Here is a 17,863-nt window from a genome sequence, read left to right on the forward strand (position 1 = left end):
AAAAGTGCAAAGCACACCTCCCCCTTCCTGCGAGGCTGTCCCCTGGGCGGAACCGGGACACCCCCCGATGCCTGTGTGGGCCCCCGAGCCATCCCCCGGGGGCCCCCACCCGTCACACTCCCCGCCGCCGGACGACCGGCGGCGGGGAGTCGGTCCTCGGCCGAAGAGGTCAGGCGCCCGCCTCGGACCGGGCCTCGTCGTGCGCACCGGCCGTCACCGGGTGCGCGGGCCGGCCCGCGCCCAGCTTCTGGCGGACCAGCGCGATCACCAGGACCACGGCCGCGACGAGCAGCGACAGCAGGACGGTCTCGCGTCCGTCGTGCTCGGTGTCGGTCAGCATGTAGCCCAGCACGAAGACGATCAGCGCGGCGGTCGCCCAGGTCAGGTACGGGTACAGCCACATCCGCACGACCAGCTTCTCCGGCGCCTCGCGCTCGATGATCTTGCGCATGCGCAGCTGCGAGAAGCAGATGACCAGCCACACGAACAGGGCCACCGCACCGGAGGAGTTGACCAGGAAGAGGAAGACCGAGTCGGGGAACTTGTAGTTGAAGAAGACCGCGACGAAGCCGAAGACGACCGAGACCACGATCGCCGCCATCGGCACACCCCGCGCCGTCGTCCGGGCGAAGGCCTTCGGTGCGTCACCGCGCTCGCCGAGCGAGAACGCCATCCGGGAGGCCGTGTACAGGCCCGAGTTGAGGCAGGACAGCACCGAGGTCAGCACGATGAAGTTCATGATCTGACCGGCGTGCGCGATGCCGAGGGAGTTCAGGGCGGCGACGTACGAACCCTCGTCCGCGATCGACTTGTCGTTCCACGGCAGCAGCGCCACCACGACGAGGATCGAGCCGAGGTAGAAGACGCCGATCCGCCAGATGATGCTGTTGGTGGACTTGGTGACCGCGCGCTGCGGGTCCTCGGACTCGCCGGCCGCCAGCGTGGCGATCTCGCTGCCCATGAAGGAGAAGACCACCAGCAGGACACCGGTGAGGATCGCGCCCGGCCCGTGCGGCAGGAATCCGCCGTGTCCGGTCAGGTTGTCCAGCCCCGCCTTCTCGGCGTCGACGCCGGGCAGGACGCCGAAGACGGCCAGTCCGCCGACCACGATGAACGCGCCGATCGCGACGACCTTGATCCCCGCGAACCAGAACTCGAACTCTCCGTACGAGCCGACCGACACCAGGTTGGTCGCGGTGAGCACCACCATCACGATGAGTGCCCAGCCCCACTGCGGTACGGCGGGGATCCACCCTTCGAGGATCTTGGCGCCGGCGGTGGCCTCCACGGCCAGCACCACCACCCAGAAGAACCAGTACAGCCAGCCGATCGAGAATCCGGCCCAGCGGCCGAGCGCGCGGTCGGCGTGCGCCGAGAAGGATCCCGAGGTCGGGTTGGCTGCGGACATCTCGCCGAGCATGCGCATCACGAGCACGACGAGCGTGCCGACGAGGGCGTACGAGAGCAGGATGCCCGGGCCCGCGGTGGCGATTCCGGTGCTGGAGCCGACGAAGAGTCCGGCTCCGATGACACCGCCGATGGCGATCATCGACAGGTGGCGGTTCTTCAGTCCGGCCTGGAGGCCGCCGCCGGGTTCTCCGGGGCTCTCCGGGCCGGGTCCGGCCTTCGACAGGGTCGGCTGCGAGGTCATGGGACGAGTTCCTTTGTGCCGAGTGTGCAGATTCTCCGTACGAGCGGTGTACGGCTCCTCATACGAGCGGTGTACGAGTCGGTCCAGTGAAACGGAGGCCTGGGAATTCGTGAACCTTTGAATCCGGATCGTTACTTGAGGTTTCCCTGAGGTTCTGTAGTGTTGACCACACTTTTCCCCCTGTGGCACCCGGCGAGGCCGAGGGGACGCGCTCGTGTCACACTCGGACCATGCGCGTGTATCTCGGCTCCGATCATGCCGGTTTCGAACTCAAGAACCACCTCGTCGAGTGGCTCAAGGCCGCGGGCCACGAGCCCGTCGACTGCGGGCCGCTCATCTATGACGCCCAGGACGACTACCCGCCCTTCTGCCTGCGCGCGGCGCAGCGCACGGCGGCCGACCCGGGCTCCCTCGGCATCGTGATCGGCGGCTCCGGCAACGGAGAGCAGATCGCCGCGAACAAGGTGGCCGGCGTCCGCGCCGCCCTCGCCTGGAGCGAGGAGACCGCTTCGCTGGGCCGTCAGCACAACGACGCCAACGTGGTCGCCGTCGGCGCGCGCATGCACACGCAGGACGAGGCGACGAAGTTCGTCGAGACCTTCCTGAGCACCCCGTTCTCCGGTGACGAGCGCCACGTCCGCCGCATCGACATGCTCTCCTCCTACGAGACCACCGGCGACCTCCCCGCGATCCCGCCCCACCACCCGCAGCAGTAGCCCGCCGGAGAGCGCCGGACGGAAGGCTCTGTGGCCGCCCGGCGCTCTCCGGACGCGCGCGGAGCACGCGAGCGGGGGCCGGGTGCGCCCCCGGTGACGGGACGGCAAGGGGCGGAAGGGGCGACGGCCCCACCGCCCCGCAAGGACGGACGACGCAGGAGGACCCCGTGCCCGAGGGGCACACGATTCACCGCCTGGCCGAGGACTACGCGGCGGCCTTCCGCGGCCGCCGGGTCCGCGTCGGCAGCCCCCAGGGCAAGTTCGCGGACGCGGCCGCCCTCCTCGACGGCTCGGTCCTGGAGTCCGCCGACGCCCACGGCAAACACCTCTTCCTCGGCTTCCGCGCGTCCGAGTGGATCCACATCCACCTCGGCCTCTTCGGGAAGGTCGCGTTCGGCCCCGCCCCGGCCCCGCCGCCCACCGACACCGTCCGCCTGCGGCTCGCCGACGACCTGTCGTACGTCGATCTGCGCGGCCCCACGACCTGCGCCCTGATCACGGACGCCGGGAAGCAGGCCGTGCACGACCGCCTGGGACCCGACCCGCTCCGGCCCGACGCCGACCCGGCGGAGGCCTTCCGCCGCATCTCCCGCAGCCGCACGAGCGTCGCCGCCCTGCTCATGGACCAGAAGGTCGTCGCGGGCGTCGGCAACGTCTATCGCGCGGAGGTCCTCTTCCGGCACGGCATCGACCCCTACCGGCCGGGCCGGGACCTCACCCGCGCCGAGTGGGACGCGATGTGGACCGACCTCGTCGCCCTCATGCGCGAGGGCGTCCGCCACAACCGCATCGACACCGTCCGCCCGGAGCACACGCCGGAGGCCATGGGCCGCCCGCCGCGCGTCGACGACCACGGCGGCGAGGTCTACGTGTACCGCAGGGCCGGCCTGCCCTGCCACATCTGTGGCGGCGAGATCCGCACCGCCGGTCTCGCCGCCCGCAATCTCTTCTGGTGCCCGGCCTGCCAGGCCCGGTGACCGTCAGAACCCGTGCGGCAGCCACGGCGCGACCGCCGAGCCGAACGCCACGGACGCCTCGGTCAGCGCGCCCTGCCGCAGCTCCCGCACCAGCCCCGCCCCCGCGAGCGAGGCCAGGGACACCCCGCCGAGATACGCCGAGCCCAACTCCTTGACGCCCAGGGCGAGATCGGCCGCCTCCCGCGTCCGCACACAGGACGCGCCCTTCGCGTCACCGGTGAGCCGCCAACGCCCCTCGTTCCAGGGGCAGAACGCGTCCTCGACCTCCAACACCACGTCCACCGGCGCCTGATAGGTCCGCGCCTGAAGCGCCTCACCCACGTCGACGAGCCGCACGTGCAGCGCGTCCCTGGTGCGCAGGTCGCAGCGCCGGACGTCGGACACCAGATACTGCCAACCGTCGTCCACGGGACGGCCCTTGGTGCGCAGCGTCGTCGTCAGGTCGATGCCGAACAGGAACCGCCACAGCGCCGCCCGCACCGCCGGGTCGAGCCCCTCCAGGTCCTCCAGGACGACCATGCCGTTGTGCCCGGACACGGTCCACTCCGGCTTGACCCGGAAGCGCGTGTAGCCGACGACCTCGCCGTCCCGCTCCGCGACCACGCACTGCAGTCCGGAGGCGCCCTGCCGCTCGCTCTCCGGGTCGAGCAGCGCGACCCGCTCCCAGCCGGGCCGGCGCGCCAGCATGCCCGGACGGCCCGGCACCACCCGTGCGTACACGGCCTCGCAGGCGTCGAGCACGTCGGCCGGCGCCGCATACCGCAGACGTACGTCGTCCGTGCCGGGCGGCACGGACAGCCGGACCCGGTCGGTGTCGATCTCGGCGTTGAGATTCAGTGTCCCGACGCCGTAGCCGAACCGGCCGTAGATCGCCGGCTCGGAGGCGGTCAGCACGGCCACCGGCTCGCCCCAGGAACGGATGTCGTCCAGCTGCCGGCGCATCATCGACGTGAGCACCCCGCGCCGCCGGTGGGTGGCGGCCACGCTCACCATCGTGACGCCCGCGGCCGGGACGCAGGACCCGCCGGGAACCGAGAGGCGGAAGGCGAACGCGCCCGCCGTCCCCACGCAGGCGTCGCCGTCCCAGACACCGAGCGAGCGGTCGCATTCGGTGAGCGCGTCCCACAGCTCGCGTTCCTCGGACGACTCGGCCACCCCGCCGAAGGCACGGATGAGATTGCCGTACCAGGTGTCCCATTCGGTCTGTCGCAGCACCCGCACGTCAGTCGTCATGGGCCATACCTATCAGGGCAATGCGGTGCGAGCGAGGGAATTTCGCCCGGGTTACCGGAACCGTTCCTCCGCGGAGTTCTCTGTGAACTTGGGCGCTCGGACGGGGGACAAGTGGGACCTCCCGTGCCAAGGGGCTGGTCCGATGGATAGGGTCCCGAGCAATGGCAGCAGGACGAGAGCGGCGCACGGCCGCCGAGACGTTCACGGCCCGGTTGAAGAAGCAGTGGCACCGGGTCCGCACCGCCCTGCGCAGATCCGCCGTCGACTACTTCCGCGGTGACGGTTCGGACTGGATCGCGCTGGTCGGGCTGCTCCTCACGATCCCGCTCATCGCGGCCACCACGATGGTCGACTCGGTGTGGTGCTCGCCGGCCGCCCTGGTCCTCCCGATCGTCGCCGGCGGACTGCTGCTGCGGCCCGCCAGCCTGCTCGGCCTGTACGCGGCCGCGGCCACCGCGCTGATCGTGGAGTCCGTCCGGCTCGGCCCGTACACGCAGGGCCCGTCCCGGGTGACACCGGGCGTGGTGCTCGTCGTCGCGGCCTGCGGCTTCTTCGGACTGCTCATCGCCCAGTTCCGCAGCCGGGTCGGCGTGCCCTGGCGGCGCGGCGGCACGATGCTCTTCGACCTGCGCGAACGCATCCGGGTGCAGAGCAAGCTGCCGCAGCTGCCGCAGGGCTGGCACCGGGAGATGGCGCTGCGGCCCGCGGGCGGGCAGTCGTTCTCCGGCGACTTCGTGGTGGCGGCCCGCACCAACGGCGGGCGGACCCTGGAGGTCGTCCTCACCGACGTCTCCGGCAAGGGCATGGACGCGGGTTCACGGGCGCTGCTGCTGTCGGGCGCCTTCGGCGGGCTGCTGGGATCGCTGCCGCCGCACGCCTTCCTGCCCGCCGCCAACGGCTACCTGCTGCGCCAGGACTGGGACGAGGGGTTCGCCACCTCGATCCACCTGGTCCTCGACCTGGACTCGGGCGACTACGAGCTCTTCTCCGCCGGGCATCCGCCGGGCCTCCAGCTCAGCGCGGGCAGCGGGCGCTGGGAGGAGAAGGTGGCCGAGGGCCCCCTCCTCGGGGTCTACGACGGCGCCCAGTTCGACCCCGTGAAGGGCTCGCTGCGGCCCGGGGACGTCCTGATGCTCTTCACCGACGGTCTCGTGGAGACCGCCGACCGCGACATCGTCGAGGGCATCGACCGCCTCACCGGAGAGGCCGACCGCTATGTGGCGGGCGGCTTCCACGGCGCCGCCTGGCACCTCATCGAGGCGGTGGCGAAGGACGTCAACGACGACCGGGCCCTGCTGCTGATCTGTCGCGACGGTCCCACGGCAGCGCGCTGAGCGGAGCCCCGGCGGGGCGGCCGGGGTCTGGGTGACACTGGGGGAGTGACGCAGACTCTTCTGACATTGGCCGAAGTCGAAGCCCTCGCCCGCGCGGCGCACGCCGCGCAGACCGACAAGGCGGGCCGGCCGTACGCCGAGCACCTCCAGGCCGTGGCGGAGGGGGTGCGCGAGCGCGGCGGAGACGACGAGCAGATAGCGGCGGCCTGGCTGCACGACGCGGTCGAGGACGACGCGTTGTCGCGCGAGTGGCTGGGCGAGGCCGCGCTCGCACAGCGCACCAAGGACATCGTCCTGGCGCTCACCAAGGGCGAGGACGAGCCCCCGGAGGAGTACGCGGAACGCATCCGCTCGACCCCGGGGGCTCTCCTGGTGAAGGTGGCGGACCTGGCGCACAACGGCGACCCGGCCCGGCTCGCGGTCCTCGACGAGCACACCCGGGCCCGGCTGGCCAAGAAGTACGCCGCGATGCGCGCGCTTCTCGGCCTGCCGCCCCGCTGACGGCCACCGCGGCCGCTAGGCGGCGGACTTGGCCCCGGCGCGCTCGCGGGCGAGCTCCGTGGCGTCCCGCTTGAACGCCCACTCCATCTTCGGCTCCATCGCCCAGCGGAACATCCGCTGGACCGGCGGCGTGCACAGCACCGTGATGACGGTGGCCGCGAAGAGCGTCGCGAAGAGCTCGCCGTACGGCTTCTGCAGCCAGGCGTAGCTGTCGTACCAGCCCCAGAAGCGGGAGCCCTTGGCGAGGAAGCCGTGCAGCAGGTAGCCGTACAGCGTGCCCGCGCCCAGTACCGTGAACCACATCTTCCGCCGCGGCACCCAGGCGAAGAAGCACGAGGTGAGCACCATCGAGCAGCCGAAGAGCGCGAGCGTCATCACGACACCGGCCCACCACGGGGCGCCCAGCTCCTGAGCGCTGTCCCGGTGGTAGAACCAGGCCGAGTTCATCCGCGGTCCCGCCCAGTAGGCCACCGCCAGCGCGCCCGCGAAGAGCGGCAGCGACAGGATACGGACCTCGCGGCGCCGCATCAGCTGGAAGTACTCGGGCTTCATGAACAGGCCCATGACGAAGAACGGCAGGAACTGCAGCACGCGTTGCAGGTCGAGGTCGTCACCGATGTCCGGCGAGACCGAGGCCAGTACGGCGACGGCCAGCGCGAGCGGCACCGGCCAGCGCACGACCTTCCACAGCGGGGTGGTCAGCCGCCAGACGAACAGGGCGACCAGGAACCAGGTGAGGTACCAGGGGTCGAGCAGGCTGATCGGGTGCGTCGGGTCGTGGTCCGCGTACCGCTTGAAGAGGGAGTACGCGACCTCGAACAGCACGTACGGCACGGCGACACCGGTCACCAGCCGCCTGAGCCGGTCGGCACGCATGTCGAAACTGCGGGAGAAGTAGCCGGAGATGAGGATGAACGCCGGCATGTGGAACGTGTAGACGACCATGTACAGCGCCTCGGCGGCGCGGCTGTGGTCGGTCAGCGGCTCCCAGGCGTGACCCATCGCGACGAGGACGATCGCCAGGTACTTGGCGTTGTCGAAGAAGGCGTCGCGCGGTTTGGCCGGCTGGCCGCCCGGGGAGGCGGCCTGTGCGGCCGGCTGTGCGGGGTGGGGCGAGCGCGGACTCGGCACTCCGTCCACCGGCGGCTGTGCCGGGGGGAGTGGCGCTCTGTTGTGGCCGTGCGGACGCAACGAGTTCGTCACAGGCCCTCCCACCAGGAACTCGGCGGAACGGTCCGTGACCTCGCTGCACTTGCGGGGGACGAGGCAGCGTGGAACATCTGAGGCACCCTAGCGTTGTCTGAGGGATTTCGTAAAACCCCCGGGTGTGATTACTGCTTTCGCCTGCGCATACCCCCGATTCGGCGAAGTCAACATCCGAATCCGAACACAGTCCGATCATCGATCGGCAGAAGCGGTCCGCCCATTGTGTCCCTCTTCATCCTGACTAAATGGTGCATAACACTCGCGGGCGACTCCTGTGGAATGTCCGTTTCCTCGTCCTTTCGCGTTCGGCCGCACAAGCCCCCGGTGTGCCCACGGCGACAATTCGAATTACCTGCGAACAGGATGTGTGGGCATGGAAACGATCACGGTGAATTTCCGGTGCCGGGACATCCTCGAATTGCTGTGCGGGGCCCGCCGTTGCGTCGCCGGGGGCCCGTGCGGCGGCGCGGACTCCAGGTCTCCTCGACCGACGTTGCCTCACCAGCCGCATACGGCGGGCCTGTTGGTGGCACGATGGTTCTGGCGGGGGTGCGCGGGGCTGGCGCTCCCGGGCCGGGAGAGCGGAACCGACCGTAGGGTGTGATCAGTTGTGGCCATTTCGCTGTCAGTGGTGCTGCTGTTGGCGATCATCCTGGTGGTGTTGATCCGAGGGGGATCGATCAAGGCGGGGCCCGCCATCGTCGCGGTGCTCTTCGGCTTCTTCCTCGCCTCGACCGGGATGGCTCCGTCCATCAACCGGTTCCTGAACTCGATAGCCGAGACCATCAACTCGATCAGCTTCTGACCGCACGGGACATCCCGGGCTGCCGACCCGTCCGGGCGGACTCCCTCCGCCCGCGCACTCCGGCGGCGCTCCCGCCACCCCGGGCGCCGGTATCCGCTCCGGTGCCTCCGGCGCGAGCGGCGTCCGCCCCGCGACGGCCGGCCGTGGCAGCGCCGGACGGCCCCGGCTCCGTCGGCGCCGGACGGCCCCGGCTCCGTCAGGAGGCCCGCCCCCGCCGACGGCGCGGCCGGCATCGACCCACGGGACGGCGACCCAGCGTCACGGCGTCACGGCGGGGAGCACCCCGGACCGGACGGAGCCCCGGACGCGACAAGGGCCAGGCCCGAGGAGTGATCCTCTGACCTGGCCCTACGTCATCTGGAGCGGGCGACGGGAATCGAACCCGCGTAGCTAGTTTGGAAGACTAGGGCTCTACCATTGAGCTACGCCCGCACGGCTCGCGCCGCAGGTCAGTGACCCCGGCACAGGAGGCATCGTAGCGGGTCGCACCCCCTCGCCGCACACCCGTTGCGCCACGCGCCCGCCGGCGCCGCGATTGCGGAGGAAATGGGCCCGCCGCGGGGCCTGCGGGCATGTACCCTACGTGTCGCACCGACGGGGTGTGGCGCAGCTTGGTAGCGCGTCCGCTTTGGGAGCGGAAGGCCGTGGGTTCAAATCCCGCCACCCCGACCACCTGGATCTTCGTCAGGACGGCTGGTTCCGGCAGGGAACGCCGGGGATCCGCCGATCTCCTTTTGGGGCGTGTACCGCCTGCGGCTAGTATGCAAACTGCGCGCCCGTATGTCTGCACTGTCACGTCTCTCTAAGGGCCGCGAATCCGCAGAGGCTCTGCCCGACCGGCAGAGGCACGCAGAACCCCCAAGAAGTCAGCCACAAGGAGACCGAACCGTGAAGAGCGCCGTGGAGACCCTGAACCCGACTCGGGTTCGGCTCACTGTCGAGGTGCCCTTCGAGGAGCTCAAGGACAGCCTCGACGCGGCGTACAAGAAGATCAACCAGCAGGTCACGGTGAAGGGGTTCCGGAAGGGCAAGATCCCGGCGCGCGTCATCGACCAGCGGTTCGGTCGTGGCGCCGTGCTCGAGGAAGCCGTCAACGACGCGCTCCCGAAGTTCTACACCGAAGCGGTCAACGAGGCTGAGCTGAACGTCCTCGGCCAGCCCGAGGTCGACATCACCGAGCTGAAGGACGGCGAGACGCTGAACTTCACCGCCGAGGTCGACGTCCGCCCGACCATCGAGATCCCGGACTACTCCGGCATCGAGGTCGAGGTCGACGCCGTCGAGGTCAGCGACGAGGACGTCGACAAGGCCGTCACCGAGCTGCGCGAGCGCTTCGCGTCGACCTCCCCGGTCGAGCGCGCCGCCGAGGACGGTGACGTCGTCACCCTCGACCTGGAGGCCAAGGTCGACGGCGAGATCCTGGAGGACGGCGTCGCGTCCGGCGTCTCCTACACCATCGGCTCCGGTGAGCTGCTGGACGGCATCGACGAGGCCGTGAAGGGCGTGGAGGCCGGTGGCGAGGCCACCTTCACCTCCGAGCTCAAGGGCGGCTCGGCGGCCGGCAAGGAGGCCGAGGTCACCGTCAAGGTCACCCAGGTCGCCGCGCGCGAACTGCCCGAGCTGGACGACGACTTCGCGCAGCTCGCGTCCGAGTTCGACACCCTCGACGAGCTCCGGGCCGACAGCCGCAAGCGCCTCGAGAACATGAAGCAGTACGACCAGGCCACGCAGGCGCAGGAGCGCGTCCTGGAGAAGCTGCTCGAACTGGTCGAGGTCCCCGTCCCCGAGAAGCTGCTCGCGGACGAGATCCAGACCCGCAAGCACAACCTCGAGCACCACCAGCTCGGCCAGATGGGCCTCGACCTCGCGAAGTACCTGGAGATCCAGGGCAAGACCGAGGAGGAGTTCGACGCCGAGACCCAGGAAGCCGCGGTCAAGGGCATCAAGACGCAGTTCGTCCTCGACGAGCTCGTCAACAAGGAGAAGCTGAACGTCAACCAGGAGGAGCTCACCGAGCACCTCATGCGGCGCGCGGCCTCCTCCGGCATGTCCCCCGACCAGTTCGCCCAGGCCGTCGTCGAGGGCGGCCAGGTCCCGATGCTGGTCGGCGAGGTCGCCCGCGGCAAGGCCCTCGCGGTCGTCGTCGAGGCCGCCACGGTCAAGGACACCAACGGTGAGGTCGTCGACCTGGACGACGAGGACGAGACGGCCGAGACCGTCGAGGCCTCCGCCGAGTCCACGGACGAGGCCCCGGAGGCCAAGCCCGAGGCCTGACCGCCCCGCCGAAACTCCTGACGGGCCCCCGGGACATCCCTTGTCCCGGGGGCCCGTCGCGCCCTTCGGGGGCGCGGGGAACTGCGCGACCAGCCCACGACGGCCCGCGCCCGCCGGCGCACAGACCCTCGCAGGCACGGCTGCGGGCCCGTGGGGGCCGTTCGGACAGCGCCCCGCACACCTGACACGGACGGTGTGGAAAGCCCGGTCGAGCCGGCGCAGCGCATGCGCTCACAGCGAACAGTTCCCTCTGCGGGATTCCCGGGAGGGACCCGCGCGTTAGGGTCCATGAATACGAGGGCAGGGGAGTCCCCGAAGCCGCCCCGGGGCGGTGCGGGTGGGGCCCCAGGCCTGAGCAGAAGACGTGAGACGGCCCGGCGCCGTCGCAAGACGAGCAGGTGGATACGTGACGAATCTGATGCCCACAGCTGCCGGCGACCCCATCGGTGGTGGCCTCGGCGACCAGGTCTACAACCGACTGCTCGGCGAGCGAATCATCTTCCTCGGCCAGGCGGTCGACGATGACATCGCCAACAAGATCACGGCGCAGCTGCTGCTCCTTGCCTCCGACCCGGACAAGGACATCTACCTCTACATCAACAGCCCCGGCGGATCGATCACGGCCGGCATGGCGATCTACGACACCATGCAGTACATCAAGAACGACGTGGTGACCATCGCCATGGGCATGGCGGCCTCGATGGGCCAGTTCCTGCTCAGCGCCGGCACCCCCGGCAAGCGCTTCGCGCTGCCGAACGCCGAGATCCTGATCCACCAGCCCTCCGCGGGCCTCGCGGGCTCCGCGTCGGACATCAAGATCCACGCCGAGCGGCTGCTGCACACCAAGAAGCGGATGGCGGAGCTGACCGCCTTCCACACCGGCCAGAGCGTGGAGCAGATCACCCGCGACTCCGACCGCGACCGCTGGTTCGACCCGATCGAGGCCAAGGAGTACGGCCTCATCGACGACATCATGCCCACCGCAGCCGGCATGCCGGGCGGCGGCGGCACCGGGGCGGCGTAACCGGCTCCCGCCGGTCGCGGGCCGACGTGCGCGGCTCCTGGCCGCCGTACGCCGGCGCGCGAGCCCCTCAAGCCCCCCAGTCGACGCCTCAGCCCCTTTCAGGCTTCCAGGAGACACAGTGAACGACTTCCCCGGCAGCGGCATCTACGCCCGCACGCAGGCCGAGTACACCGGTCCTCGTGCGGAGTCCCGCTACGTCATCCCGCGCTTCGTCGAGCGCACCTCGCAGGGCGTGCGCGAGTACGACCCGTACGCGAAGCTCTTCGAGGAGCGCGTGATCTTCCTCGGCGTGCAGATCGACGACGCCTCCGCCAACGACGTCATGGCGCAGCTGCTGTGCCTGGAGTCGATGGATCCCGACCGTGACATCTCGGTCTACATCAACAGCCCCGGTGGCTCCTTCACGGCGCTCACGGCCATCTACGACACGATGCAGTTCGTGAAGCCCGACATCCAGACGGTCTGCATGGGCCAGGCCGCCTCCGCGGCCGCGATCCTGCTGGCCGCCGGTACGCCGGGCAAGCGCATGGCGCTGCCGAACGCGCGCGTGCTGATCCACCAGCCCTACAGCGAGACGGGCCGGGGCCAGGTCTCCGACCTGGAGATCGCGGCCAACGAGATCCTCCGGATGCGTTCGCAGCTGGAAGACATGCTGGCCAAGCACTCCACCACGCCGATCGAGAAGATCCGCGAGGACATCGAGCGCGACAAGATCCTCACGGCCGAGGACGCGCTCGCGTACGGCCTGATCGACCAGATCATCTCCACCCGGAAGATGAACAACTCGGCGGTTGCCTGACGCGACGCTGTATCGTCTGCCGCTCCTTGGCACGGAGCACGTCAAAGTGAACCGTGCCAAGGGGGGCCCGAACGGGGGGCCCGGCAAGGTACCGTCGGACATAAGGCAGCACCAGGAGCCGCTGGACCCAGGCGACTCCCAGGCGAAGGGGAAGCACACCGTGGCACGCATCGGTGACGGCGGCGATCTGCTCAAGTGCTCGTTCTGTGGCAAGAGCCAGAAGCAGGTCAAGAAGCTCATCGCAGGCCCCGGTGTGTACATCTGCGACGAGTGCATCGATCTCTGCAACGAGATCATCGAGGAAGAACTCGCGGAGACGAGCGAGGTCCGCTGGGAGGAGCTCCCGAAACCGCGCGAGATCTACGAGTTCCTCGAGGGGTACGTCGTGGGCCAGGAGGCCGCCAAGAAGGCGCTCTCGGTCGCGGTGTACAACCACTACAAGCGGGTCCAGGCCGGCGAGAACGGCGGGGCGCAGGGCCGTGACGACGCCATCGAGCTGGCGAAGTCGAACATCCTGCTGCTGGGCCCCACGGGCTCCGGCAAGACCCTGCTGGCGCAGACGCTGGCCCGCATGCTGAACGTCCCGTTCGCCATCGCCGACGCGACGGCGCTGACGGAGGCCGGGTACGTCGGCGAGGACGTCGAGAACATTCTGCTGAAGCTCATCCAGGCGGCGGACTACGACGTCAAGAAGGCCGAGACCGGCATCATCTACATCGACGAGATCGACAAGGTCGCCCGTAAGAGCGAAAACCCGTCGATCACCCGCGATGTGAGCGGCGAGGGCGTGCAGCAGGCACTGCTGAAGATCCTGGAGGGCACCACCGCCTCGGTTCCGCCGCAGGGCGGCCGCAAGCACCCCCACCAGGAGTTCATCCAGATCGACACGACGAACGTGCTGTTCATCGTGGGCGGTGCCTTCGCGGGCCTGGAGAAGATCATCGAGTCCCGGGCCGGCGCCAAGGGCATCGGCTTCGGCGCGACGATCCGCTCCAAGCGCGAGCTGGAGTCCAAGGACCAGTTCGAGGCGGTCATGCCGGAGGACCTGGTGAAGTTCGGGATGATCCCCGAGTTCATCGGCCGGCTCCCCGTCATCACCTCGGTCCACAACCTCGACCGCGAGGCGCTCCTGCAGATCCTGGTGGAGCCGCGCAACGCGCTGATGAAGCAGTACCAGCGTCTCTTCGAACTCGACGGCGTGGAGCTGGAGTTCGAGCGCGAGGCGCTGGAGGCCATCGCCGACCAGGCCATCCTCCGCCAGACCGGCGCGCGCGGACTGCGCGCCATCATGGAAGAGGTCCTGATGTCGGTGATGTACGAGGTCCCGTCCCGCAAGGACGTGGCCCGCGTCGTCATCACCGCGGACGTCGTTCACTCGAACGTGAACCCGACCCTGATCCCGAGGGACGCCCGCCCCGGCCGCGGCCCGGGGGAGCAGAAGACGGCGTAGCCGCCGCACCGCGTACGGCGAAGGGGCCCCGGTCGACCGACCGGGGCCCCTTCGCCGTGCTGCGACCCGCTCAGATCTTGACGCGGACCTCCTTGCGGACCTTGGCCGTGGTCTCGGCCACCTCCGCGGGGTCGGAGCTCTTGCCCGCGGCCACGTCCGAGAACTCCATCGGCATCACGAAGCCGAGGGTGCTGTGGTCGGCCCAGGCGCAGTACGTCACGTTCATCGACTTCGGCTGGCCCGCGGCGGCGTCGGAGTTGTCCACCTTGGCCTCCTGGCACTTCAGGATGGCGCCGTCCAGCGAACTCGGCTTGTACTCCTTGGGGTTGCCGACGAAGGAGACGTCGTCGTCCTTGGCGTCGTCCTTCATGAGCGAGAAGAACCCGTCGATGGCCTTGCCGGGGTCGTCGATGTCGCCGTAGACGCCGCCGAAGGAGATCATCTTGCCGCCCAGCGGGTTGTCCTTGTCGCCGGCCTGGTAGGAGGCGTTGACGTCCTTGGGGTTCTTCACGCCCCAGGACTCGGCCTTCTCCAGGTCGGACTTGGTCATCCCGTCGCCGGTGTCGCTGCCCTTCTTGTACTCGGTGAGCAGCGTCGCCGGCGTCGTCAGCTTGTGGGGGCCGTCGTCCGCGACGGACGAGGAGCCGCCGCCCGAGCCGAGGACGAAGTACGCGCCGACCGCGATCGCGGCCACGACCGCCACCGCGCCGACGATGAGGCCCGTCTTCTTCTTGCCGCCGCCCGGAGCGGGCGGCTGCGGCACGCCGTAGGGCTGCTGGCCGTACGGCTGCTGAGGCGGAACGCCAGGGGGAGTCTGCTGCGGGTAGCCGTAGCCGGGCTGCGGGGGAGCCTGCTGCGGGTAGCCGTAGCCGGGCTGCGGCGCCTGCGGCTGCTGACCGTACGGTCCGGGCTGCTGGGGCTGCTGACCGTAGGGTCCGGGCTGCTGGGGCTGCCCGCCGTACGGGCCCGGCTGGTTGTAGCTCATTACTGGGTTCCCCTCCAGATACTCATGTGTTCCGAACATCCTGGCGCAAGGTCGTACGCGTGAGGGCATCGGGGGGCTGACCGTTACTGAAGAATCCCGTTTCGGGACGGGCCCGTGACACCTCTAAACTGACCCCGTGACCGACAACGCTCAGCAGCAGCCGCCAGCATCCACTCCCGAACTGCCGACCCAGTACGCGCCGGCCGAGGTAGAGGGGGAGCTGTACGAGCGCTGGGTGGAGCGGGGTTACTTCGAGGCGGACGCGAAGAGCGAGAAGCCCCCGTACACCGTCGTCATCCCGCCGCCGAACGTCACCGGGTCGCTCCACCTCGGGCACGCCTTCGAGCACACCCTCATCGACGCCCTCACCCGCCGCAAGCGCATGCAGGGTTACGAGACGCTGTGGCAGCCCGGCATGGACCACGCGGGCATCGCCACCCAGAACGTCGTCGAGCGCGAGCTGGGCAAGGAGGGCAAGTCCCGGCACGACCTGGGCCGTGAGGCGTTCGTCGAGCGGGTCTGGCAGTGGAAGGCCGAGTCCGGCGGGCAGATCTCCGGGCAGATGCGCCGCCTCGGTGACGGCGTCGCCTGGTCCCGTGAGCGCTTCACGATGGACGAGGGCCTGTCGCAGGCCGTCCAGACCATCTTCAAGCGGCTCTACGACGACGAGCTGATCTACCGCGCCGAGCGCATCATCAACTGGTGCCCCCGCTGTCTCACCGCGATCTCGGACATCGAGGTCGAGTACCAGGACGACGACGGCGAACTCGTCTCCATGACCTACGGCGAGGGCGACGACACGATCGTCGTCGCCACGACCCGCGCGGAGACGATGCTCGGTGACACGGCCGTCGCCGTCCACCCCGACGACGAGCGCTACAAGCACCTCGTCGGCAAGAGCATCCGCCTCCCGCTGACCGAGCGCTCGATCCCGGTCGTCGCCGACGAGCACGTCGACCCCGAGTTCGGTACGGGCGCCGTCAAGGTGACGCCCGCGCACGACCCGAACGACTTCGAGATCGGCCAGCGCCACAACCTGCCGAACATCGCGGTCATGGACGAGCACGCCGTCATCACGGTCCCCGGCCCCTTCCAGGGACTGGACCGCCTGGAGGCCCGCTCCGCCATCGTCGCCGCGCTGCGCGCCGACGGCCGGATCGTCGCGGAGAAGCGCCCGTACGTCCACTCCGTCGGGCACTGCTCCCGCTGCAAGACGACCATCGAGCCGCGGCTGTCGATGCAGTGGTGGGTCAAGGTCGGCCCGCTCGCCAAGGCCGCCGGTGACGCGGTCCGCGACGGCAGGGTCAAGATCCACCCGCAGGAGATGGAGAAGCGCTACTTCGACTGGGTCGACAACCTCCACGACTGGTGCATCTCGCGGCAGTTGTGGTGGGGCCACCGCATCCCCGTCTGGTACGGGCCGAACGGCGAGATCGTCTGCGTCGGCCCCGACGACGAGGCGCCCACCGGCGAGGGCTGGCACCAGGACACCGACGTCCTGGACACCTGGTTCTCCTCCGGCCTGTGGCCGTTCTCCACGCTCGGCTGGCCCGAACAGACCGAGAGCCTCGCGAAGTTCTACCCGAACTCGGTCCTGGTCACCGGCTACGACATCCTCTTCTTCTGGGTCGCCCGGATGATGATGTTCGGCCTGTACGCGATGGACGGCACCCCGCCGTTCCACACCATCGCCCTGCACGGCATGGTCCGCGACCAGTTCGGCAAGAAGATGTCCAAGTCCTTCGGCAACGCGGTCAACCCGCTGGACTGGATGGACAAGTACGGCTCCGACGCCCTGCGCTTCACGCTGGCCCGCGGCGCCAACCCCGGCGTCGACGTGCCGATCGGCGAGGACTGGGTTCAGGGCTCGCGCAACTTCGCGAACAAGATCTGGAACGCCACGCGGTTCGCCCTGATGAACGGCGCGACGGTCGAGGGCCCGCTCCCGGACGTCTCCGAGATGTCGGCCACCGACCGCTGGATCCTCTCGCGGCTCAACGCCACGGTGGCCGAGGTCGACGCGCTCTACGACGACTACCAGTTCGCCAAGCTGTCCGACGCCCTGTTCCACTTCGCCTGGGACGAGGTCTTCGACTGGTACGTCGAGCTGTCCAAGACCACGTTCATGGGCGGCGGCGAGGCGGCGAAGGTCTCCGGACGGGTCCTCGGCGAGGTCCTCGACGTCACCCTGCGGCTGCTGCACCCGGTCGTCCCGTTCGTCACGGAGACGCTGTGGACCACGCTCACCGGCGGTGAGTCCGTCGTGATCGCCGACTGGCCGAAGGACAGCGGCTACCGCGACGCCGCCGCCGAGCGGGAGATCGGGACGCTCCAGCAGGTCATCACCGAGGTCCGCCGCTTCCGCGCCGACCAGGGCCTCCAGCCCGGCCAGCGCGTCCCGGCCCGGCTGACCCTCGACGGGACCGCCCTGGCCCCGCACGAGGCGGCCATCCGGCAGCTGCTGCGCCTGCAGCCGGAGGGTGACGCGTTCACGGCCACGGCGACCCTGCCGGTCGCGGGGGCGCAGGTCGCCCTCGACCTGTCCGGCACGATCGACATCGCCGCCGAGCGCAAGCGCCTGGCCAAGGACCTCGCCGCCGCGGAGAAGGAGAAGGCCCAGGCGAACGCCAAGCTGGGCAACGAGGCGTTCCTCGCCAAGGCGCCCGATCAGGTCGTGGACAAGATCCGTACGCGGCTGGCGAAGGCGGACGAGGACATCGCCCGTATCCAGACCCAGCTGGACCGGCTCCCGCAGGCGTAGCCGACCCGCGTGCGGCAGGGCCCCCGATGCCGACTCGGCACCGGGGGCCCTGCCGTTCCCGCCCCGTACGCCCGCCGGTGCCGCCCGCGTGTCCTGGCCGCGGCGCCACCGCGCGGGCACCCGGGCCCCGCGCTCCGCGGACGCCGG

Annotated in this window: 14 protein-coding genes and 2 tRNA genes; 11 read left to right on the top strand and 5 right to left on the bottom strand. The window is 69.9% G+C overall.

Features of this window, described 5'->3' with window-relative positions:
- Positions 1–169: 169 nt before the first annotated feature.
- Complete coding sequence (locus tag ACZ4NT_RS00720; RefSeq protein ID WP_121403063.1) at positions 170–1,651, bottom strand: amino acid permease; 1,482 nt, start codon at positions 1,649–1,651, stop codon at positions 170–172.
- Between the two features lie 230 nt (positions 1,652–1,881).
- Between ACZ4NT_RS00720 and ACZ4NT_RS00725 the strand changes: the two genes are divergently transcribed.
- Together ACZ4NT_RS00725 and ACZ4NT_RS00730 are read left to right on the top strand one after the other, a co-directional pair.
- Positions 1,882–2,367, top strand: coding sequence for a ribose-5-phosphate isomerase (locus tag ACZ4NT_RS00725; RefSeq protein ID WP_121403064.1), 486 nt, complete (start codon positions 1,882–1,884; stop codon positions 2,365–2,367).
- A 167-nt stretch (positions 2,368–2,534) separates the two neighbouring features.
- On the top strand, positions 2,535–3,344 hold the full coding sequence (locus ACZ4NT_RS00730) for a DNA-formamidopyrimidine glycosylase family protein (RefSeq protein ID WP_121403065.1): 810 nt from the start codon (positions 2,535–2,537) through the stop codon (positions 3,342–3,344).
- A 3-nt stretch (positions 3,345–3,347) separates the two neighbouring features.
- On the opposite strand, the gene ACZ4NT_RS00735 is transcribed toward ACZ4NT_RS00730, so the two are convergent.
- A complete protein-coding gene (locus ACZ4NT_RS00735) occupies positions 3,348–4,577 on the bottom strand; it encodes a GNAT family N-acetyltransferase (protein ID WP_467722491.1) in 1,230 nt (409 codons plus the stop codon).
- A 161-nt stretch (positions 4,578–4,738) separates the two neighbouring features.
- Here ACZ4NT_RS00735 and ACZ4NT_RS00740 point away from each other — a divergent pair, with 161 nt between their 5' ends.
- Positions 4,739–5,911 carry a PP2C family protein-serine/threonine phosphatase gene (locus ACZ4NT_RS00740; protein WP_121403067.1) on the top strand — a complete coding sequence of 391 codons (1,173 nt, stop codon included), beginning with the start codon at positions 4,739–4,741 and terminating at the stop codon, positions 5,909–5,911.
- 45 nt (positions 5,912–5,956) lie between these two features.
- Positions 5,957–6,412, top strand: a complete 456-nt coding sequence (locus ACZ4NT_RS00745; protein WP_467722492.1) for an HD domain-containing protein — start codon at positions 5,957–5,959, stop codon at positions 6,410–6,412.
- Positions 6,413–6,427: 15 nt separating this feature from the next.
- Here the strand turns inward: ACZ4NT_RS00745 and ACZ4NT_RS00750 are convergent, their stop codons facing one another.
- Entirely contained in the window at positions 6,428–7,615 is a 1,188-nt protein-coding gene (locus tag ACZ4NT_RS00750; RefSeq protein ID WP_121403068.1) for an acyltransferase family protein, read from the bottom strand.
- Positions 7,616–8,228: 613 nt separating this feature from the next.
- On the opposite strand from ACZ4NT_RS00750, the gene ACZ4NT_RS00755 reads away from it, so the two are divergent.
- Positions 8,229–8,423: a hypothetical protein gene (locus tag ACZ4NT_RS00755; protein WP_016435177.1), complete on the top strand. Its 195-nt coding sequence runs from the start codon at positions 8,229–8,231 to the stop codon at positions 8,421–8,423.
- A gap of 358 nt (positions 8,424–8,781) precedes the next feature.
- Here the strand turns inward: ACZ4NT_RS00755 and ACZ4NT_RS00760 are convergent.
- Positions 8,782–8,855 (bottom strand) — tRNA-Gly (locus tag ACZ4NT_RS00760).
- Positions 8,856–9,018: 163 nt separating this feature from the next.
- On the opposite strand from ACZ4NT_RS00760, the gene ACZ4NT_RS00765 reads away from it, so the two are divergent.
- From ACZ4NT_RS00765 to clpX, 5 genes are all read left to right on the top strand, one after another.
- Positions 9,019–9,095 (top strand) — tRNA-Pro (locus ACZ4NT_RS00765).
- Positions 9,096–9,311: 216 nt separating this feature from the next.
- A complete protein-coding gene (tig, locus tag ACZ4NT_RS00770; protein ID WP_467722494.1) occupies positions 9,312–10,697 on the top strand; it encodes a trigger factor in 1,386 nt (461 codons plus the stop codon).
- A 418-nt stretch (positions 10,698–11,115) separates the two neighbouring features.
- The gene (locus ACZ4NT_RS00775; protein ID WP_183116939.1) at positions 11,116–11,721 is read left to right on the top strand and encodes an ATP-dependent Clp protease proteolytic subunit; all 606 of its coding nucleotides are present in this window, start codon (positions 11,116–11,118) and stop codon (positions 11,719–11,721) included.
- A 118-nt stretch (positions 11,722–11,839) separates the two neighbouring features.
- A complete protein-coding gene (locus ACZ4NT_RS00780; RefSeq protein ID WP_121403071.1) occupies positions 11,840–12,520 on the top strand; it encodes an ATP-dependent Clp protease proteolytic subunit in 681 nt (226 codons plus the stop codon).
- A gap of 160 nt (positions 12,521–12,680) precedes the next feature.
- Positions 12,681–13,970 carry an ATP-dependent Clp protease ATP-binding subunit ClpX gene (clpX, locus tag ACZ4NT_RS00785; protein ID WP_121404735.1) on the top strand — a complete coding sequence of 430 codons (1,290 nt, stop codon included), beginning with the start codon at positions 12,681–12,683 and terminating at the stop codon, positions 13,968–13,970.
- Between the two features lie 70 nt (positions 13,971–14,040).
- On the opposite strand, the gene ACZ4NT_RS00790 is transcribed toward clpX, so the two are convergent.
- On the bottom strand, positions 14,041–14,955 hold the full coding sequence (locus ACZ4NT_RS00790) for a hypothetical protein (RefSeq protein ID WP_121403072.1): 915 nt from the start codon (positions 14,953–14,955) through the stop codon (positions 14,041–14,043).
- A gap of 136 nt (positions 14,956–15,091) precedes the next feature.
- Between ACZ4NT_RS00790 and ACZ4NT_RS00795 the strand changes: the two genes are divergently transcribed.
- Positions 15,092–17,716 carry a valine--tRNA ligase gene (locus ACZ4NT_RS00795; protein ID WP_121403073.1) on the top strand — a complete coding sequence of 875 codons (2,625 nt, stop codon included), beginning with the start codon at positions 15,092–15,094 and terminating at the stop codon, positions 17,714–17,716.
- Positions 17,717–17,863: the final 147 nt, after the last annotated feature.

The sequence above is a fragment of the Streptomyces sp. NPDC026417 genome (assembly GCF_055567695.1).

Excerpts from the sequence above, each read along its gene's own strand:
- ACZ4NT_RS00720 (WP_121403063.1), bottom strand. The coding sequence starts at position 1,651 with ATGACCTCGCAGCCGACCCTGTCGAAGGCCGGACCCGGCCCGGAGAGC.
- ACZ4NT_RS00725 (WP_121403064.1), top strand. The coding sequence starts at position 1,882 with ATGCGCGTGTATCTCGGCTCCGATCATGCCGGTTTCGAACTCAAGAAC.
- ACZ4NT_RS00735 (WP_467722491.1), bottom strand. The coding sequence starts at position 4,577 with ATGACGACTGACGTGCGGGTGCTGCGACAGACCGAATGGGACACCTGG.
- ACZ4NT_RS00740 (WP_121403067.1), top strand. The coding sequence starts at position 4,739 with ATGGCAGCAGGACGAGAGCGGCGCACGGCCGCCGAGACGTTCACGGCC.
- ACZ4NT_RS00775 (WP_183116939.1), top strand. The coding sequence starts at position 11,116 with ATGCCCACAGCTGCCGGCGACCCCATCGGTGGTGGCCTCGGCGACCAG.
- ACZ4NT_RS00790 (WP_121403072.1), bottom strand. The coding sequence starts at position 14,955 with ATGAGCTACAACCAGCCGGGCCCGTACGGCGGGCAGCCCCAGCAGCCC.